The 15,836-nt window shown below is 66.4% G+C and carries 21 protein-coding genes; 2 read left to right on the forward strand and 19 right to left on the reverse strand.

Annotated features, from left to right (window positions below):
• Positions 1 to 217: 217 nt before the first annotated feature.
• The 18 genes from P7B02_RS03030 to P7B02_RS03110 form a co-directional block, all read right to left on the reverse strand.
• Positions 218 to 1,225: a relaxase/mobilization nuclease domain-containing protein gene (locus P7B02_RS03030; protein WP_277784824.1), complete on the reverse strand. Its 1,008-nt coding sequence runs from the start codon at positions 1,223 to 1,225 to the stop codon at positions 218 to 220.
• A complete protein-coding gene (locus P7B02_RS03035) occupies positions 1,218 to 1,733 on the reverse strand; it encodes a hypothetical protein (protein WP_277784825.1) in 516 nt (171 codons plus the stop codon). The genes P7B02_RS03030 and P7B02_RS03035 overlap by 8 nt, the downstream gene beginning before the upstream one ends.
• Positions 1,730 to 3,499, reverse strand: a complete 1,770-nt coding sequence (locus tag P7B02_RS03040; RefSeq protein ID WP_277784826.1) for a type IV secretory system conjugative DNA transfer family protein — start codon at positions 3,497 to 3,499, stop codon at positions 1,730 to 1,732. Before P7B02_RS03040 ends, P7B02_RS03035 begins: the two co-directional genes overlap by 4 nt.
• A complete protein-coding gene (locus tag P7B02_RS03045; protein WP_277784827.1) occupies positions 3,465 to 3,746 on the reverse strand; it encodes an ATPase, T2SS/T4P/T4SS family in 282 nt (93 codons plus the stop codon). Before P7B02_RS03045 ends, P7B02_RS03040 begins: the two co-directional genes overlap by 35 nt.
• Positions 3,739 to 4,449 (reverse strand): ATPase, T2SS/T4P/T4SS family, encoded by a 711-nt coding sequence (locus P7B02_RS03050; RefSeq protein ID WP_277784828.1) that lies wholly within the window; start codon positions 4,447 to 4,449, stop codon positions 3,739 to 3,741. Before P7B02_RS03050 ends, P7B02_RS03045 begins: the two co-directional genes overlap by 8 nt.
• On the reverse strand, positions 4,446 to 5,246 hold the full coding sequence (gene virB10 / locus P7B02_RS03055; RefSeq protein ID WP_277784829.1) for a type IV secretion system protein VirB10: 801 nt from the start codon (positions 5,244 to 5,246) through the stop codon (positions 4,446 to 4,448). Before virB10 ends, P7B02_RS03050 begins: the two co-directional genes overlap by 4 nt.
• 164 nt (positions 5,247 to 5,410) lie before the next feature.
• Positions 5,411 to 5,551, reverse strand: coding sequence for a hypothetical protein (locus tag P7B02_RS03060; protein ID WP_277784830.1), 141 nt, complete (start codon positions 5,549 to 5,551; stop codon positions 5,411 to 5,413).
• Complete coding sequence (locus P7B02_RS03065) at positions 5,548 to 6,345, reverse strand: TrbG/VirB9 family P-type conjugative transfer protein (protein WP_277784831.1); 798 nt, start codon at positions 6,343 to 6,345, stop codon at positions 5,548 to 5,550. The genes P7B02_RS03060 and P7B02_RS03065 overlap by 4 nt, the downstream gene beginning before the upstream one ends.
• Positions 6,342 to 7,016: a virB8 family protein gene (locus tag P7B02_RS03070; RefSeq protein ID WP_277784832.1), complete on the reverse strand. Its 675-nt coding sequence runs from the start codon at positions 7,014 to 7,016 to the stop codon at positions 6,342 to 6,344. Before P7B02_RS03070 ends, P7B02_RS03065 begins: the two co-directional genes overlap by 4 nt.
• Entirely contained in the window at positions 7,013 to 7,225 is a 213-nt protein-coding gene (locus P7B02_RS03075; protein WP_277784833.1) for a hypothetical protein, read from the reverse strand. Before P7B02_RS03075 ends, P7B02_RS03070 begins: the two co-directional genes overlap by 4 nt.
• Entirely contained in the window at positions 7,222 to 8,097 is an 876-nt protein-coding gene (locus tag P7B02_RS03080) for a type IV secretion system protein (protein ID WP_277784834.1), read from the reverse strand. Before P7B02_RS03080 ends, P7B02_RS03075 begins: the two co-directional genes overlap by 4 nt.
• Complete coding sequence (locus tag P7B02_RS19655) at positions 8,097 to 8,324, reverse strand: EexN family lipoprotein (protein ID WP_431355773.1); 228 nt, start codon at positions 8,322 to 8,324, stop codon at positions 8,097 to 8,099. Before P7B02_RS19655 ends, P7B02_RS03080 begins: the two co-directional genes overlap by 1 nt.
• Positions 8,321 to 9,022, reverse strand: coding sequence for a type IV secretion system protein (locus P7B02_RS03085; RefSeq protein WP_277784835.1), 702 nt, complete (start codon positions 9,020 to 9,022; stop codon positions 8,321 to 8,323). The genes P7B02_RS19655 and P7B02_RS03085 overlap by 4 nt, the downstream gene beginning before the upstream one ends.
• Positions 9,019 to 11,364 carry a VirB4 family type IV secretion/conjugal transfer ATPase gene (locus P7B02_RS03090; RefSeq protein WP_277784836.1) on the reverse strand — a complete coding sequence of 782 codons (2,346 nt, stop codon included), beginning with the start codon at positions 11,362 to 11,364 and terminating at the stop codon, positions 9,019 to 9,021. Before P7B02_RS03090 ends, P7B02_RS03085 begins: the two co-directional genes overlap by 4 nt.
• Positions 11,357 to 11,680, reverse strand: coding sequence for a type IV secretion system protein VirB3 (locus P7B02_RS03095; protein ID WP_277784837.1), 324 nt, complete (start codon positions 11,678 to 11,680; stop codon positions 11,357 to 11,359). Before P7B02_RS03095 ends, P7B02_RS03090 begins: the two co-directional genes overlap by 8 nt.
• A gap of 2 nt (positions 11,681 to 11,682) precedes the next feature.
• Positions 11,683 to 12,111, reverse strand: coding sequence for a TrbC/VirB2 family protein (locus tag P7B02_RS03100; protein WP_277784838.1), 429 nt, complete (start codon positions 12,109 to 12,111; stop codon positions 11,683 to 11,685).
• Between the two features lie 125 nt (positions 12,112 to 12,236).
• Positions 12,237 to 12,443: a helix-turn-helix domain-containing protein gene (locus tag P7B02_RS03105; protein ID WP_277784839.1), complete on the reverse strand. Its 207-nt coding sequence runs from the start codon at positions 12,441 to 12,443 to the stop codon at positions 12,237 to 12,239.
• A complete protein-coding gene (locus P7B02_RS03110; protein WP_277784840.1) occupies positions 12,383 to 12,715 on the reverse strand; it encodes a helix-turn-helix domain-containing protein in 333 nt (110 codons plus the stop codon). Before P7B02_RS03110 ends, P7B02_RS03105 begins: the two co-directional genes overlap by 61 nt.
• 71 nt (positions 12,716 to 12,786) lie before the next feature.
• Between P7B02_RS03110 and P7B02_RS03115 the strand changes: the two genes are divergently transcribed.
• Together P7B02_RS03115 and P7B02_RS03120 are read left to right on the forward strand one after the other, a co-directional pair.
• Positions 12,787 to 13,302, forward strand: coding sequence for an RNA polymerase sigma factor (locus P7B02_RS03115; RefSeq protein ID WP_277784841.1), 516 nt, complete (start codon positions 12,787 to 12,789; stop codon positions 13,300 to 13,302).
• 127 nt (positions 13,303 to 13,429) lie between these two features.
• The gene (locus tag P7B02_RS03120; RefSeq protein ID WP_277784842.1) at positions 13,430 to 14,641 is read left to right on the forward strand and encodes a DNA cytosine methyltransferase; all 1,212 of its coding nucleotides are present in this window, start codon (positions 13,430 to 13,432) and stop codon (positions 14,639 to 14,641) included.
• Between the two features lie 3 nt (positions 14,642 to 14,644).
• Here the strand turns inward: P7B02_RS03120 and P7B02_RS03125 are convergent, their stop codons facing one another.
• Entirely contained in the window at positions 14,645 to 15,787 is a 1,143-nt protein-coding gene (locus tag P7B02_RS03125) for a hypothetical protein (RefSeq protein WP_277784843.1), read from the reverse strand.
• Positions 15,788 to 15,836 lie beyond the last annotated feature (49 nt).

Raw genomic sequence — 15,836 nt, forward strand, 5'->3', positions numbered from 1 at the left:
ATATCGCGCCTCGACGAACACACAACGAGACGAGCGCGCGCAAACTAATTCAACTCGGTGACGAAAATCCCGCCTAAATCGAACGCCGCCCCAAGATTCCTACCCATTGCGGGCGCGTTGGCGCTCCTTCCTGCCCGCAACAACCCCATCTGCTTGCAAGAAGGCATCGCGACTTTGTGCGAGAGGTGCGCGCAGGGTCCAACAAAACGGCCGTCGACTAGAGCTCCCGCTCCATATCAACGCCGCGATGGCGCTCGATGATTGATCGAGAGGCCTCCATCGTCCGAGCCTCCTCTACACGCCGCTCCCGCCGCGTCAGCACCGCCGGCATATCAGCCACGAACCCCCGCACCTGATCTGCGAGCGTTCGATCCTCGTCACCGCCAAGCCGTTCAAGGTCATCGGCGATCTGGAGGTATCGGTCGCGAACAGCCTGTTGTGTGAGGCGGATCCTTTGTTCCCATGGCCGCTTGGCGCAATCGTCCCCACGAACGATGGCGAAGGCCTCATTGATGTCCGCCTCGACGTACCGTGGTTCCGGGGCGAGCCCGTCCAAATGCTCACGCTCCATGAGATGTACAGACGGTGCGAGAGGCTTTTCCACGACGCCCCGCGCCCATCTCGGGGCGTCCGTCGCCGCCACGCCGCGTTCCTTCAGATGCTCTGCAAATGCCCCCCTGAGGCGGTGCAGATCCGAAGGACCAAACTGGATGGAGGAGCCGTCATCCGCCTGTGCGCGAAGGCAGACGTGGAGGTGGGGGTGTGGGGCGTCGTCGTGTTGCGCCACCAAAAAAGCTGACCGGTCCAGGTGGGAATGGGCGAAATCCAGGCCGGCGTCGAACACCGCCTGGCGCGAAGAGCCGGCAGGCATGGAGAGCACCATGCTATAGGCGATCCGGCTTCGCCGTTCGAAAAAGTCGAACTTGTCGTCACGCCAGTCCTCGGCGCGCTGACGGATCTCATCCCTGCCGACGACCTGCTCGTGATCACGGGCGTGCAGCACAAGCGTCCCGTCCCGCGAGATGTAATCCAGGTGCTTTTTCAGATCCTTGATGGTCGTAATGGCGCCGGTGACGCGAAAGCCGGCCACTGGCGCTCCTGAAACCAGGTCGCGGATATGCGCGCGAAACCGTGGCGAGCGCAGCATGGCGGGTGTGAAGCGCGTCGGGCCGCGCAGCTGTCGCCAGAAATCTTCAAATCCGCGAGTGGCGGTCATGTCAGTCATCGGCGCATGCCCAATAGAGGAGACTTCCCGCCATGGCTGATCGCAGCGCGATAAGCTGACTGCGGGCGTCGGCCCAAGCATCCAGAAGCAGGCGCACGTCCTCGGAGCGAGCCGAGCTTTGAACCTGCTGGGCGGTGGCTCGCAGCACGCATCCGATCCTGTGGAGTTCGTAGCGGACCGCTGCGTGAAGCCGCATTTCCTCAGAGGAAAACTGCGGACGCGCGTGCAATCTGCTGACCACAAGAGCCCTGATCCAGCCCGCTCGCTTGAACCCTGCGCCGGCGGCGAGCTTCTGCGCCGCCAGAGCGTCACGCTTCGACATGGGAACGTTGACAACCACCAGCTCGGACATCCTCTGGGGTTTCTTGGGCGTGCGCAGCGACCGCATACGAGCCATCAGCAACAGCCTGCGAAACGCCTCGTCGGCGCCGCCGGCGTCGTCGACGGCCGCCGCCCAGACCTTCGCCAGCTCGGGCGGGAGCGAGAGTTCGAGCGTCAGTTCCGTCATGCCCCGCGCTCGGTCTCATAGCGCGCGCGCAGTTTTGCGAGCGTCCGCTCGTCGGCGCGCGCCGAAGTCGATCCCGAGGCCGCGGAAGACGACACGGATCGGGCGGCGGTGCGAAGCAAGCTTCGGGGCGCAACTTCGGGCGAGGGCCAAACGCGTTCCTTGAACGCGCGCAGAGCCTCGGCCTTGAGCCATCTTCCGGCGATGGGCGGCAGACCGCGCGCCAGTATGACAAGCCTGCCGCGCTCCATGCGCAAAAGCTCCTGGGGCATCATCAGATTGCGGCGCTGTCGACTGCGGCTCTCGCTACGTCGCCCGCCGGCCAGCCCCGCGGGCCGGCTTTGCGAGACAGCGACCTGATCATGCGTGCCCATCAGGTCCGACACCTGCCGCGCGTCACTCAGGGCGTTGGGCGCAAAATAAACCTGCAGGCCGCAGTTGCCGATGATCTCCTCAGCGCCTTCGCCGTATATCTGGTGAAGCTGGCTGCGGTTCTGAACGACGCAAACGAGCCTCACGCCATATCCGCCGATCCAAGCGAATGAGCGCGCAATGGATGAGAGGCGGCCGAGGGCCGCGAATTCGTCCAGGAGCATGAGGAGCCGTCGATCCTCAGGCCGGGCGGTCGTACGGCCCAACTGGTCGAGGAGAAGCTCGACCAACAGACTGAAGATCGGCGCGGCGCGCGCCAGATCTCCGGGCGCCACGCACAGATAGAGGGTCGAGGGGACGGCCCGCAGGGACTTCAGGTCAAAATCGCTCTGCGACGTCGCCGCGTCCACTCGGGCGTTGAACCAGGCCTGCAGGCGTGTGGTGACCGTCACCCGGATGCTGGAGAACGTGTTGGGCGAAGTTTCGCAAAAGCCCGTGAGCGCCAGAACGCACGCCTTGCTGAGCGGCTGTCCCTCACGGCTTCTGCTGGCGATCTGTTCGCTCAAGGTCTCGGCCACATCGGCTTGTGCAAATCGCGCGGCGATTTCGCCAAGAGTAAGCGCCTTGTCCGGTGTCTGCGCGACCAGCAGCGCCACGCCCATGAAGGCGTCACGGGCGGCGCTGTTCCAAAAGCCCTCCGATCCGCCCGAGTCAGGAAAGAGGATGGTCGCCACGCGCTGGAGCACATCATAGGTCTGCTCTTCGTTCTTGCGATCGATGTGGCCCAGGGGATTGAATCTGGCCGTGCGGCCCTCGGCCGCGAACGGCTCGAACAGCCACACATCCTGACCCATGGCTTGGCGCCAGCCTGCCGTCGCCTCCCAGCACTCACGCTTGATGTCGAGGACCACGGCCGAGCCCCCAACAAAGCTTTGCAGCGTCGGGATGATGATCCCCGAGCTCTTGCCCGATCCCGTGGGAGCGCAGATGAAGATGTGCTCGCGACCGTTCGAGCGCAGCAGCGCGCCGTCCTTTTGGCCGAGGATGACTCCGTCGGTGTCGCGCAGGCCGGCTCGCGCCACCTCGCCTGCGGTGGCGAACCGCGCGTCGCCGTGCAGCGGCTTGGGCTTTGGCCTCAAGATGGCGATCAGAATGCCGCCGAGCACGCCTGCCGCGACGCCGCCACCGATCAGCAGCCAGCGGCGCAGCTCGGGGTCGCCACGATAGTGCCAAAGCCAGGCCGGCAGACGCGCAAGCTGCATATCGGCGTTGAGGCGGCCAAGACCGGCCAGGGCGATGCAAAGCGCAAGGCCGGTGGCGGCGCCGAGCACCGTCGCGGCGGCAAGGGAAACCGCCGCGGCCCTAAGCGGCCAGGGCTGGCCGGCGAGCACCGCCATGACGCACCTCCGTCACCTCGAAGCGGCCATCGCGCCGCTCCATCTGAACCACGATGTCGATGAGCCCTTCGAAAAGCGCGCGGACGTCATCGCGCGGCAGATCGCGCCCGGCAGGGGTTTCCTTGACCAGCAAGGCCAGTTGGTCGAGGGCGAGATCGCAGCTGCCCGCATGGATGGTCGCCAAGGATCCCGGATGGCCTGAGGCGACGTTTCTCAGGAGGTGGAAAGCCGAAGCGCCGTCACGCACCTCCCCGAGGAGGATGGTCCGGACGCATGCGCAGAGCCGCCGCCAGAAGATCGCCCGGTCCGAGCTTGGCCATGCCCTGTCCTTCGCGCGCCCAGGTCAGATGCACGCAGTTGCGGTGATGCAGGTCGAGCTCGCGCGTGTCCTCGATGGTGACCAGCCGCTCGTGGTCGGGGATGTAGACGCAAAGGGCGCGGGCCAAGGTCGTTTTGCCGGAACCGGTGGCTCCGCTGATGAGGATGGTGCGCCGCGCCTCCACCGCCCGCATGAAGAAGCCGCCCCACTCGCCTTGTGTTCGCAAGGCATCCAGGCGTGCATCCACCCCTGCGGCGTGCTTGTCGACGCCGTTGAAGAGCCCGCCGTCGATCAAAGCGGATAAACGGGGCGTCACGCCCATGGGCCGGCGGATCGTCAGGGAGATGTTGCTGGCCGCCGGCGGCAGGACGATCTGGCATCGCGCCCCGTCCGGCAGGCTGGTGGAGCAGATGGGCGTGGCGGCGCTCACGTCCTGACCCGTATGGGCCGCAGCCGCCCGGGCCAGGGTCATCAACCAGCGCATCGTCAGGCGCCCATCGTCGATCCACCGCCAGCCGCGAGCGTCCTCGACACCGATCTCGCCGGGTTCATTGACGACAATCTCGCGAACGGCCTCGTCAGCAAGATAGGGGGCCAGCGGCTCCAGGTGATGGGTGAGGACCGCGCTCATCGGCCGCCGCCTTCGACGGACTGCAGACCGTAGACGTCGGAGAAGTCCAGGTCCTGAGCGACCATGATCGTCACCTGAGAGCCCTGGGGTTTGCGCAAGGTGGGCGCAATGTCGATCGACCGGTCCACGGCGATGCCGGCGGCCTGCGACGGCAGACGCGTCACATCGCGGCCTCCGCCATCGTCGAAGGCCGCCACCGCCGCGCCGTCGACCACGGACAGCAGGACCGCCCCGCCGAACCGCCGCCAAAAGTGCCGGTCGATCTCCCCGTCAAAGCCTGCACGCCCCAAGGCGTCCGCAGCGGGCGAAGCCAACTGCACGGCGACGCCGCCCGGGGTGACTACGCGCGTCCATAGGACGAACAGGCGCCCGTCTCCCGCCTTCAAGCCGCGGCGGTACTCACCAAGCACCCGAGCGCCCTTTTCCATGAGGACGACGGCGCCGTTGTCAGACCACACGTCGCGTCCCACCAGGCAGATGACCTGACCGGGCAAGGAGGAGTCCATGGCCGTCTGCAAAGTGCAGGGAACCGCGGCGCCCGCCGCCAGCAGGAGCTTGCGGTCGCCCATACGGCGCGCCTTGGTCCTCGTGATCGAGGACGCCTGGCGAAGTTGGCGATAGTCGTCATCGGGCTCGTCGTCGGCGCCGACGGCGATGAGCGCCTCCTCGGCCACACTGCGCGCGTGCTCGGCGCGAGCGCCGGTCGAGGCCGACCAAGCCAGGACCGGCGCCGGGCGCTCGGGCCGCGCCGCCGGAGCTCGGGACGACGGCGGCTCCCCTGCCCCGGGATCCGCCACGAGGTCGCCGTCGTTCGCGCCTTCTTCGTCGTAAAGGGTGGGCGCGTCGGGCCCCGGGTTGTCGAGGGTCGGGACATCTCGGGCCGGCTCGAAGGATACGGTCTGGCGCGGCGGCGCGGTCTTGGCCGCTACGGCCGCATCGCGCCGCTTCCAGGGCGCCAGGATTAGCCGCAGACCACGGCCAGAGCCGTCACCGCGGCGGCCCGCCCCATCCGCGAGGCGCCGAGATTTCCGGCGACGGGGCTGAGGGTGCGGTTGAGCGGGGCGTCGCTCTCTTGCGGCCTCGGCTCATCGGGCGCGCTCATGGCCGGCTCTCCTTGTCGATGCGTCGGACGCTCGTCGTCGCCGTGCCCGATGCCGCCCCGCCGGCTCGCGGGTCGTAAGCCTCGTTCCACAGACACAGCATCTGAGCGCCCTGGCGAAGGCGAAGCTGGGCATGAACCCCGTGAACCACGACGAACTCGCCGCGCACGTCGAAGGGGATCAGGCTTTCTTCGCCATCCGACGCGACCGCGAAGACGGCCGGAACGGCCTGCCCGCCCGGAAACCGCATCACCGTGAAGCGGCCGTTGTCGCTGACCTCCGAGGGCTGCAGCGCCGCCGCGCCCTGGAGCGACCAGGCGAGGTTGCGTGGCCCCTCCACGGCCCCTCGATCGAGACGAAGCTGCTGCAGCCGGCGTCGCAGCGCCGCCTCCTTGGCGTCGATGAGGGCGGCCACCTTGGCCCGCTCGGCGGCGGGGTAGGAGAAGCGGACCATCCAGGGGCCCGGCGACTTGGCCACACGAAGCTCGAAAGCGTAGTTTCGCGTGGATCCGTCCGGCGCCCGCGAAGCGACGATGAGGTTGGTCGTCCTGGCGGCCAGGGGCTTCAGGAAAAGCAGACGCCCTTCCGGCGCCGCCTCCCAGGCGGCGCTGTCGCCCAGCGCCACGTGCAGGATCTCCTCGCCTTCGGCCAATACGATCTGCACCGCGGTTGAGAACCGCCCTTCGATCCGAACGACCGCGTCGGGGTCATAGTCGACGGTTCGGATGCGGGAGTCTGCGGCCTGCGCAGCGGCAGGCGCCAGAAGCGCCAGGCAGATCAGGATGATGTGCATCATCGACCGGCCTCCTGGTCTACGCGGTAGCTGACCACCTGGAACCCCAGCGGGTTCTTGAGGCGATCGCGCTCCTTCATGGGTCCGTCCGCCCAGGCGAAGGTGATGGTGGCGATCCAGTCGCCGTCTTCGACCACGCCGCTGTGCTCGACACTGCGGGTGAAGCGCACCTGGCCCACGCTGGGTGAGAGGAAGGTCACCGAGCGCACCTCCACGACCGCTTGAGCGGCGGGGCCGAGGATCACCTGAGGGCTTTGCGGGTTGGTCGGGCGAAAGCGGTCGGCGAGCCTTTGCTGCTCGGCCGGGGCCGACAGGATCACGGCCTGATCGAAGTTGGCCTTTGCGGCGGCGGGCAGCCAGGTCTCTCGGGCCCGCACATAGGTGGAGAGGAAGTACTTCCCCACCGCCTCGTCGTAAGTGCGAGGCTCGGTGTCGGTAAGCGCGGTCATGACCTCCACCGCGCCGCTGGCGCGGTCGACACGCACCACGAAGGGCTCAACCGTCTTCAGGGGCGCCAGCATGGCGACCGCAACACAAGCGGCGGTCGCCAGCACCCCCGCCCCTGCCGCCACGGCCCAGGCCAGGCGCCGCGACCTCAAGGCCGCCGAGAGACGATCGTCATCCCAGCTGGAGGCGTCCTTCAGATAGACCGCCATGTCGGTGGGCCTGTTCATCGGCCGCCTCCGCAGGGTTTGGCTTCGGCCTCGACGGGAGAGGCGATCGACGGCGGCGCTGCATCGCTCAGGACAGAACCGTAAGGGTTGGCCGTGCGGCGATGCTTGCCGTCGCAGACGGGCGGGCGACCACTATCGCCGACGGTGGCGCAGCTGCAGAGCGCGACCGAGGTGCTGAGGGCTACGAAGACGAGGGCGCGGCGGCTCACTTTCGGCCCCCCTTGCGTCGTTGAGAGAAGACGATGTCGGACCGGCCGGCGTTCAGGAAGTCGGCGATCCCGAGGCTGGCGCCGCCCGCGATGCCCGCGGCCAGGGTCGGGGTCTGCAGGAAAAAGATCGAGCCGAGGAGAGACAGCGCTATGAACGCAAATCCAGCCGCCATGGCGTCTTGCGCCTGCAAGCTCTCCCATTGGTCGGCAACCATCGCCAGAACGAGTTGGAAGACGGCGAAGATCAAGGCGAACAGGACCAAGTAGTTCACTGCCTGGGAGAGCCAGCCGAAGAAGTAGCGGCGGGTCGCTTCGAAGAGAGACAAACCTATGAAGATCGGCCCCAAGGCGACGATGAGCGCCAAAGCGACCTTGGCGACGGTGACGATGCCGAACCCCAGGGCAGCCGCCAGCGCACCACAAATCCAGACCGCCGTGGCGATCAGCCAATCCATGACGTCCCAGATTTCCGCATCTTCGGTGATGCGATCCGCGAGCCAAGCGGTCTGGCCGATGTACCGATCGAAGGCGCCCCCTGCATCCTGGAAAGCAGCGCCGCCGAGGGCCCGCGACAGAGCGTCCGGAAGTTGGTGGAAGAGGGGCTGCGTGACGTAGTCGCCATAGGCGGGCGTGGTCGCCAGCAAGTAGATGATGGTGAGTTTGATGCTACGGACCGCGAAATCCATCAACGGCTCCTGGATGGCGCCCCTCAGGATCGCAAAGCCGTAGAGCAGCACGTAGAGCACAAGCGCCACCCTCATCGGGCCGGCCATCTCAGCGATCGCGTTTTGAACGGCGTCACCCAGAAAATTTTCCAGCCGGTTGTCGACCGTGCCGTAGGCCTGGCTGAAGACGGTGTAGGTAGTCTCCATCAGCGACCTCGCTCAAAGGTCCGCCGGGCCATCTCCATCCGAGCCCGTCTACGGATTTCACGTTCCGACGCATGCGCGTTGACGCATTCGTCGCCACGGTGGGCGCCCGCCTCACATGCCTCGAGTACGCGTCGGGCTTCTTCCGGGTGGGCGACGAAGTAACTCTCGCTGCGAGGCTCGGCCGAGCAGGCCGCCAGAAGAAGGCAGGCCCAGAGGCGGCGGATCATTGGAAAGTCCTTCTTGCAAGCTCCATACGGTCACGTCTCCGCTGGGCCGACCGCTCTCTAGCTTCCTGCCGCTCCATCCGCTCCTCGGCCGCCTGAGCCAGGGCGAGCGCCTGAAGCTTCATCTGGTCGTTGAGGATCAGGGCTTGTTCAGCGGCGATGCGGGCCTGCAGATCAGCCACGGCGCGAGCGCTGTCGGCCTGGCCGACCGCCGCCTGCAGGGCGCGAAGGCCTGTCAGACGCTCCGAACTTGCGCGCACCGCCGCCTCCCCTACCGCCAGGTCACGCGCGGCCAGATCGCCTTGTCGAGCCAAAGGTGAGGCCTCCTCCCCGGCGGCGGGGGCGAGCTTGCGGCGCGCCTCTCGGATTTGCCGCGCCCGATCGCCGATGGCGCCGAGGGCTTCGAACCTGCCGCTTGCCGCCTGCTCCAGGGCGCTCACGTCCGGGAGGGCTTTGCGCAGCTCCGGCGCGGAGAGCTCCGGGGCGATGGCGTCGATAGCGGAGCGAAGATTGAGGCTGTCGTGCAGCCGCTTTCCTTCGGCCAATTGAGCCTTGAGGGTGTCGAGCTGCTCGATGGCGGCTCGCACCTCATCGATGATCTTGGCGTACGCGACGGGGTCATGGACGATGACCGCAGCCCGCGCGGGATGACTCATGGCCAGAACGGCGCAGGCGACGACGCCGCATAGAAGTCGTCTCATGCCTTGTTCTCCGTGTGCTGGCGGAAGGCGGAGCGCCAAGCCGTGGGCGCATCGCCCAGTTCGGCGCGAAGCCGGTCGAGGGCGGCGACGGCCGCAGCCCGTCCGCTGAGGACGGCCATGTGGTCGTCGAGGCCGCTCAGATCGAGTTCGGCTACGGCGGAGGCGCCGGCCTGGCGAATGAGGAAACCCCGGCCGCCCACGCCCAGCTCATCGCGGACCAGCTGAAACTCACGCTCCGACAGCCCGAACCCGTCACGATAGTCGAGCGCCGCGGCCTGACCGTTGGGCAGGAAGACGTGCGTGGCGCACTGCTCGAGGATGGTCCGCGCGATCGGCGAGGCCAGGACGTCGGAAGGCGACTGGGTGGAAAGAACGAGGACGGCGTTTTGCTTGCGCCAGGTCTTCAGGCCATCGCGGGCAAAGGCGCGAAACGCCTCATCGCCCAACGTCTTCCAGAACTCGTCGATGGAGACGATGAGGCGGCGGCCGTCGGCCAGGGCGCCGATGCGATGAAGCAGGTACATCATCACCGGGGCGCGCGCCTCGGCATCGTCCAGGATGGTGGTCATGTCGAAGCCGACCAGAGGCGGCGCCAGATCAAGGGCGTCGTCTTCGCCGTCGAGCGCCCATGCCAAGGCGCCGTCGTCGCACCAACGCTCCAGCCGCGCGCCGAGACCTTCGGCGTCCTGCTGACCCAGAAGGCCGCGCAGGGCCGACATCGATCGTGATCGTCGCGGCAGACGCAGCACGGCCGCCACCGCTTCATCGAGCAGGGCGATCTGCTGCGGCGTCGCCTGTTCGACGGGCCCCAGCGCCATGCGCAGCACCAAGGCGCGCAGGAAGCCGGCGTCCTTCTCCTCCAGAGCCTTGAGCGGAGCCAGGCCCGTCGCCTGGCCGGAACGAAGCGTGTGGTAGGCGCCGTCGCAGGCGCGCACGAAAATCTCGGCGCCGCGATCCTTGTCGATCAGGACTTGCCGCGGAGCGAACCGCTGCGCCTGGGCCAGTATGAAGTTCTGCAACACCGTCTTGCCGGAGCCGGAGGGGCCGCAGATGAAGGTGTGGCCCAGGTCGTTGACGTGCATGCTGAAATCGAACCGGGTGCGCCCTCTCGTGCGCAGCGTGGTCAGAGGCTGCCCCCAATGCAGGCCTTCCGCTCGCCCCTCGGGATAGGCATGCAGCGGCGCCAGCCCTGCGAAGTTACGCGACGAGATCGCCGCCGGCCGCGTCCTGAGACGAAAGTTGCCCGGGAACTGCGCCCAGAACGCCGCCTCGAGCCCCACGTCTTCACGGGCGACAACGAGCCCGCCCCCGGCCAGCATGGCGCCGGCCATCGATAGGTCACGTGACAGGTCCGCCGGCGTATCGGCGAACACCATGACGCTGGCCTGATGCTCCCCCATGACGAACCGGCCGCTGGCCAGATCGTCCATGGCCTCGTCCAGTTGGTCGATCTGGGATGCAGCGCGGTCGGCGGCGCTGACCATCTGGTTTTGCCGACGCCCCAGCAGCGCCTCTCCGGCCGGCCGCGACAGAAAGGCGAAGGACTGGCTGATCACGAGACGGAACGGCGCCGCCAAAAGCGCATCCCACGCCCCCGGCCAGGTGGTCGCCGGATAGGCCTTCAGGCCCAGCATGGCCGCATAGGTGCTGCTGCCGTGATGGCGGATCTCCACGGCCTCCCGGCCGAAGATCAGCCGCGCCGAGCCAAGCGCTTCGCCCAGATGACCGCGGACGATCGGCGCCGTGCGTTCGCGACCCTCCAGGAGGCTCGCCAGAACGGCCAGGAGCGCGCTTGCATGGCCGCCGCCGTGCGCGAGGACGCCGAGTCTTCTGGGCCGCCAGGGCTCGAGAAGACGCTGAAGATCGCGCATGACCGTCTCGAGTCGGCTCAAGCGGTGCTGCAGTTCATCGCCGATAGCGCCCGCGCGCCTGAACAGGCTGCCGAGCACAGGCGCCTTGAGGACGACGGCCAGGTAAAGGCGGTTGGAGAAGAGGCCGTCGCGAGCGAGCTTGGCCCGCCACGCCTCATCGAGCTCCCCGGCATAGGCGCTGGTGAAAGTGTCTCCCGCCGGCGCCGCAGACGGCAGGCGCACCAGATGCTGCCACAGCGCCAGGTCCTCGGCGCCGATGGTGCGCCATGCCGCCGACAGGGCGTCATGCAAGCGATCGACGGCGGCCGCATCTGCGGTCTCGAAGGATGCGCCCTCCAGTTCGACCATCGCCATGAGCGCGCCGCCGTCCAGGGCGATCACCGTCTCGGTGGCGTGACGGGCGTAGGGCAACCGGCCGCGCACGGTCGTCTCGCGCTTGAGGACCGCTGGGGACGTAAGCCGCTCAAGCACGACCCACCTTGCGAAACGGCAGAGGGCTGAATGCTGCGCCGCCCCACAGTGTGGCGCAGCGGCTGCGGCCGCGCGTCTCGACCGAGAGCCACAAAAGGCGAAGCGCGTGATGGTCGGTCCGGCAGACGCCCCGCAGAACGAAGTGCAGCGCGGGCGCGATCAGCAGATAGAGCAGGCTTCCGCCAGCCAGGAACGCCACCGATGAGACGATCAGATTGACCCCCATGGCCTCCATGGGCACGCCGAGGACCAGCGCCGGACGGGTGCAGGCCAAAAAGAGTGTGTCCCGCGCAGGCTGTTGGCCGAGCGACGCCACGGTCAGGCTCCGCCGACGATCATGTCGACGATGGTGCCGGCGCCGAAGATCACGATGATCCCGACGACCACCGTCCCGGCGCGACGAAGATCGATCTGGCCGAACATCCAGGCGACGCCGGTGAGGATGACTGCCAGCACCGCCAGACCTCGGATGATGTCGGAATTCAAGAGGTCGATGATGTTTTGAATGAAGCCGCCGAGATCACCGCCGGCGGATTGCGCGAAGGCCGGGCCGGACAGCGAACTTAGGGCGAGGCAGACAATTGCCAGGTGACGATGTGATCGAACCACGAACGACCTCCTCTTGATGAGGACATCGTCAATCGGATCAGTCGGGCGGCGCGAGCTTTGCCATGAATTTTGCCGCGATCTTCCGTCGACTTTCGGGAAAGTAGGGGAGGACCGCACGCCGTTGGTGCGGATCGGCACCGCAGGTGTTCAACAATGGACAACTGCGGGCCACAAGTTGACACGGACGGTGCAATCCATCGGATCGCAAGCTGCTGCCGGTCGCCTAAGGGCGACTGCATGCGATCGATGCCGAACGGTCTCGCCTACTTTTCCAGGAGCTTGGGCAGAGAAACTCCCAGCGCATCAGCGATACGAGCCATCACAAGGAGGGAGGGATTGCGGCGCCCACGTTCGATGCCGCCGAGGTAGGTTAGGTCAATGCTGGAATCGACCGCCAACTGCTCTTGCGTCAGACCTTTGTCTTGGCGGAGCTGCCGTATGTTTCGGGCGAGAGTTGACTGCCAATCCATCCGCAGGATGGGCACCGAAAGGTCCGGGCCTCTCCAGGGACTATAATCCCTCCTGCGTCTAAACCGCGCTCATGGAAGAAGTCCGCCAACGTCGCGTCCAGGGCGGTAGCGAGACGAGCGAGCACCGCCACTGAGGGGTTTCGCTTCCCTCTTTCAATCTTGCCCAAGTAGCCTTCATCGAGCCGCGCGCTGAACGCCAGCTCTTCTTGAGTCCACCCTCGCGAGACTCTTAGATCTCGAAGATTGCCGCCCACTACGGCCCGCCATTCCATTTTGGGATAGGGCGCAATAGGGACTATAGTCACCAGGGACTATAGTCCCTATTGCGTCTTGGGAGACGTTGATGCGCTGGCCCCTTTCTCAACCGCAGCTACCGACTGCTTGGTCAGACTGCGAGCGCATATACCGAAGCCATTCTGCTTGGCTGGCCCGGTCACTTCGGCGCTCGTTGCCGCAAAACCAAATCGAAGAGGTGGTTCAGGAAACATTCGCGCGACTAGCTCAATATGAAGCTCTAGACGGCATTCGGAGCCCGAAGGCCTTCCTACTTCGCGTTGCGATAAACATCGCCGTGAAGCGCCACCAAAGGGAAACGCGCCTTGCAACGGAGCCTTTGAAGTCGACAGCGCTAGACCATCAGTATGGTCAGAGCGCCGATCAGATATCGCACCTCGCATACAAAGAGGTGATCCGAGCACTGCCCGCTACCTACCAAGAAACCTTCATCCTCAGCCGCGTGGTCGGGCTTACCTACGAAGAGATCGCCGTCCGGCTGGGCGTTTCGGTCAAAACCGTAGAATGGCGCATGAGCAAGGCCATCGCGCTTTGCAGCGCGCTCCTGAACGAAGGCGAGCCCTAAGCCCGCCGCGGGGCTCGCAGCCGCTTGCCTGTCCTGACCTCGTATGGTCGAATCTGATAAGTGAACTCTTCGGCCCGATTGCGAGAAATCTCGCAGCCACGACGGTCTGCATGGAACAAGGAGCGGCATGACCGCCTCAGATCGTGACCGTCCTGTAGTCGACCTCTTTTCCTGCGGCGGCGGCATGAGCGCGGGTTTCGCCGGTCGTCCGGGATGGCGTCTGGCCGGCGCGGTGGACCTGGAAGTCGCCAAGCCCTCCGGCAAGGAAGCCGGCGAGACCGGCTGCAATGCGATCTATGCGGCCAACCACAGCCTGCAGCCCCTGTCCGCCGACCTGAATCTGCTGTCGCCCGATGCTCTGATGTCGAAGTTCGAGATCACATCCGGCGAGGTCGGCTGCCTGATCTCCTGCGCGCCCTGCACCGACTTCTCCCGGGCCAATCCGGCGAACCACACCTCCGACAAGGACCGCAACACCTTGGTCGGCCGCTCGGGCGATTTCGTCGAGGCGATGATGCCCGACGTGTTTGTCATGGAGAACGCCCGCGAGCTATTGCGGGGCAATCATCCCCAGCATTGGAACGCCCTTAAGGCGCGGCTGGAGCGTCTGGGCTACGACGTGCGGGCGGACATCCACTTCCTCAGCCGCTTCGGACTGCCCCAGGTGCGCGAACGCGCACTGATCGTGGCCTCGCGCGTCGGTCCCGCCCGCACTCTGGAGGATCTTTGGGAAGGCCGGGAGATCGACACGAGCGCCACCACCGTCCGCACCGCGCTGCAGCGGCTGGCTGAGTGGCAAGCAACGGCGCCAGATGATCCCACGGGCGCCGCCAGCCCCGGAGCCGGGGCGGCCGTGTCAGCCCGACTTCGGGCGACCCCTACGGACGGCGGCGGTTGGATTGATGTGGCTCGTCGCGAAGAGACGCGCCGATTGTTGACGCCCCAGTGCCTGCAGCGCTGGACCAGCGGCGACTTCGGCTCGCACCCGGATGTCTACGGCCGCATGTGGTGGGATCGCCCCGCGCCGACCATCAAGCGCGAGTGCGCCCATGTGGGCAACGGCCGCTATGCGCACCCGACCGAGGATCGCCTGCTCACCGTACGGGAGATGGCCACCCTGCAGGGCTTCCCCTTCGACTACATCTTCCCGGTCAAATCGGTGGCCAACCGCTACCGGGCGATCGGCGACGCCGTTCCACCGGTCATCGCCTGGCAGATCGCCGCCTGCGTCGATTGGATGATCAGCGGCCGCAAGCCGGCGGTCGAAGAATGGGTGATGCCCGACACGACCTTGAGGCTGGCGGACATCAAGTCCGTGTCGGCTCGACGCGCAGCCTGATCCCTAGAGGCCGCACCATTCGGCCACCGCGTCCTTGAACCTCGTCCAATGCTCGGGATGGCGCTCGCGGCCGCCGTCCCAGCCCCAGCAGTGGTGCAGGTTGAACACGTGCGTGAACCTGATCAGGTCGCGATTGTTCATGGTCCGGCCCTGCTCCCCGCCGGCGAGGATCTCGGGATTGAGGATCGCCATCATCAAGAAGCGGTCCGTGCGAAGTTCGGTCTGAGTTTCACGTGAGGCCAGCCCCATACGCTCATGCAGATTGTTCGGATCGGTCGCCGTCTTCACTTCACCCACGGCATGTTCGTGCAGTTGCTGACGCCGCTGCCGCTGATCCTTGGCCACGGCGTTGTATCGCTGAAGAGCGTCCTTGGCGTTCAGGAAGGCTGCGCCGCCCAGGGGCTCAAAGATGTTGGCGTCCTTGCTGCCGGCGAACACCAAGGCCCGGCCGTTGGTGAGCAGAACGGCGCGCAGCGTGTGGGCGGCCTTGTTCTTCTCAAGCCAGGCGGCGACCTGCGCCGGAGACCGGACATCCGACGGTGCTATGGCGCCTACGGTGTCGGCGATGGCGGTCGGGTTCAGTTCTTGAATGGCGTCGACGAAAGCGATGGCCGCTCCGGCCGCGCCGATCTGGCCGCTTAGGTTTTGTCCCGCGCCATGGATGGCGATGCTGCGTTGGTAGGTGATGAACGCGCTCGGATCGAAGCCGCCTTCCCGCATCTCATCCAGCCAGCCGTTCAGACGCGTCAACTCATCAGTGAGCTTTTGCGGCGTGCTGGCCCCTCGGCCGCGAAGGACCGGAAAGAGCACCCGCTGCTGCTTTTCAGAAAGGCCGGTCAGCCCCAGGAAGAGTTCGCGCAGCCGCATGGCCCCGGGGTCAGCGGCGACATCGAAGTGAAGGTACTTGCGCCCCGCCCTTGCGTCGGCGTCGATCTGAGAGGGCTCAAGGCCGCTTTTGGAGAGCGCGTCCGCGTCGTCCCAATCGGGATCGAAGACCGCCTCCAGGGATGCAGCCTCCGCCATGGGCGAGCCGAGCGCCGCACGGATCCGGTCGAGCTTCACCTTGGCGAAGGCTTCTACGAAGCTCATCACTTCGTCCGGCGCCTGCGCGGCCTCCGGCAAATCTGCGCCGCCTTGTTCGGCCATCTCAACGCTCAGCTTGTTTTATCTGAGGTTGCAAATAGCAGGAGTCGAT

The organism is Caulobacter segnis (assembly GCF_029543125.1).
GTDB classification, from domain to species: domain Bacteria; phylum Pseudomonadota; class Alphaproteobacteria; order Caulobacterales; family Caulobacteraceae; genus Caulobacter; species Caulobacter segnis_D.

Coding starts and splice junctions, on each gene's coding strand:
- P7B02_RS03070 (WP_277784832.1), bottom strand. CDS start 7,016: ATGAACAGGCCCACCGACATGGCGGTCTATCTGAAGGACGCCTCCAGC.
- P7B02_RS03050 (WP_277784828.1), bottom strand. CDS start 4,449: ATGAGCGCGGTCCTCACCCATCACCTGGAGCCGCTGGCCCCCTATCTT.
- P7B02_RS03110 (WP_277784840.1), bottom strand. CDS start 12,715: ATGGAATGGCGGGCCGTAGTGGGCGGCAATCTTCGAGATCTAAGAGTC.
- P7B02_RS03030 (WP_277784824.1), bottom strand. CDS start 1,225: ATGACTGACATGACCGCCACTCGCGGATTTGAAGATTTCTGGCGACAG.
- P7B02_RS03120 (WP_277784842.1), top strand. CDS start 13,430: ATGACCGCCTCAGATCGTGACCGTCCTGTAGTCGACCTCTTTTCCTGC.
- P7B02_RS03115 (WP_277784841.1), top strand. CDS start 12,787: ATGCGCTGGCCCCTTTCTCAACCGCAGCTACCGACTGCTTGGTCAGAC.
- P7B02_RS19655 (WP_431355773.1), bottom strand. CDS start 8,324: ATGATCCGCCGCCTCTGGGCCTGCCTTCTTCTGGCGGCCTGCTCGGCC.
- P7B02_RS03125 (WP_277784843.1), bottom strand. CDS start 15,787: ATGGCCGAACAAGGCGGCGCAGATTTGCCGGAGGCCGCGCAGGCGCCG.
- P7B02_RS03105 (WP_277784839.1), bottom strand. CDS start 12,443: ATGGATTGGCAGTCAACTCTCGCCCGAAACATACGGCAGCTCCGCCAA.
- P7B02_RS03080 (WP_277784834.1), bottom strand. CDS start 8,097: ATGGAGACTACCTACACCGTCTTCAGCCAGGCCTACGGCACGGTCGAC.
- P7B02_RS03065 (WP_277784831.1), bottom strand. CDS start 6,345: ATGATGCACATCATCCTGATCTGCCTGGCGCTTCTGGCGCCTGCCGCT.
- P7B02_RS03035 (WP_277784825.1), bottom strand. CDS start 1,733: ATGACGGAACTGACGCTCGAACTCTCGCTCCCGCCCGAGCTGGCGAAG.
- P7B02_RS03040 (WP_277784826.1), bottom strand. CDS start 3,499: ATGGCGGTGCTCGCCGGCCAGCCCTGGCCGCTTAGGGCCGCGGCGGTT.
- P7B02_RS03060 (WP_277784830.1), bottom strand. CDS start 5,551: ATGAGCGCGCCCGATGAGCCGAGGCCGCAAGAGAGCGACGCCCCGCTC.
- P7B02_RS03085 (WP_277784835.1), bottom strand. CDS start 9,022: ATGAGACGACTTCTATGCGGCGTCGTCGCCTGCGCCGTTCTGGCCATG.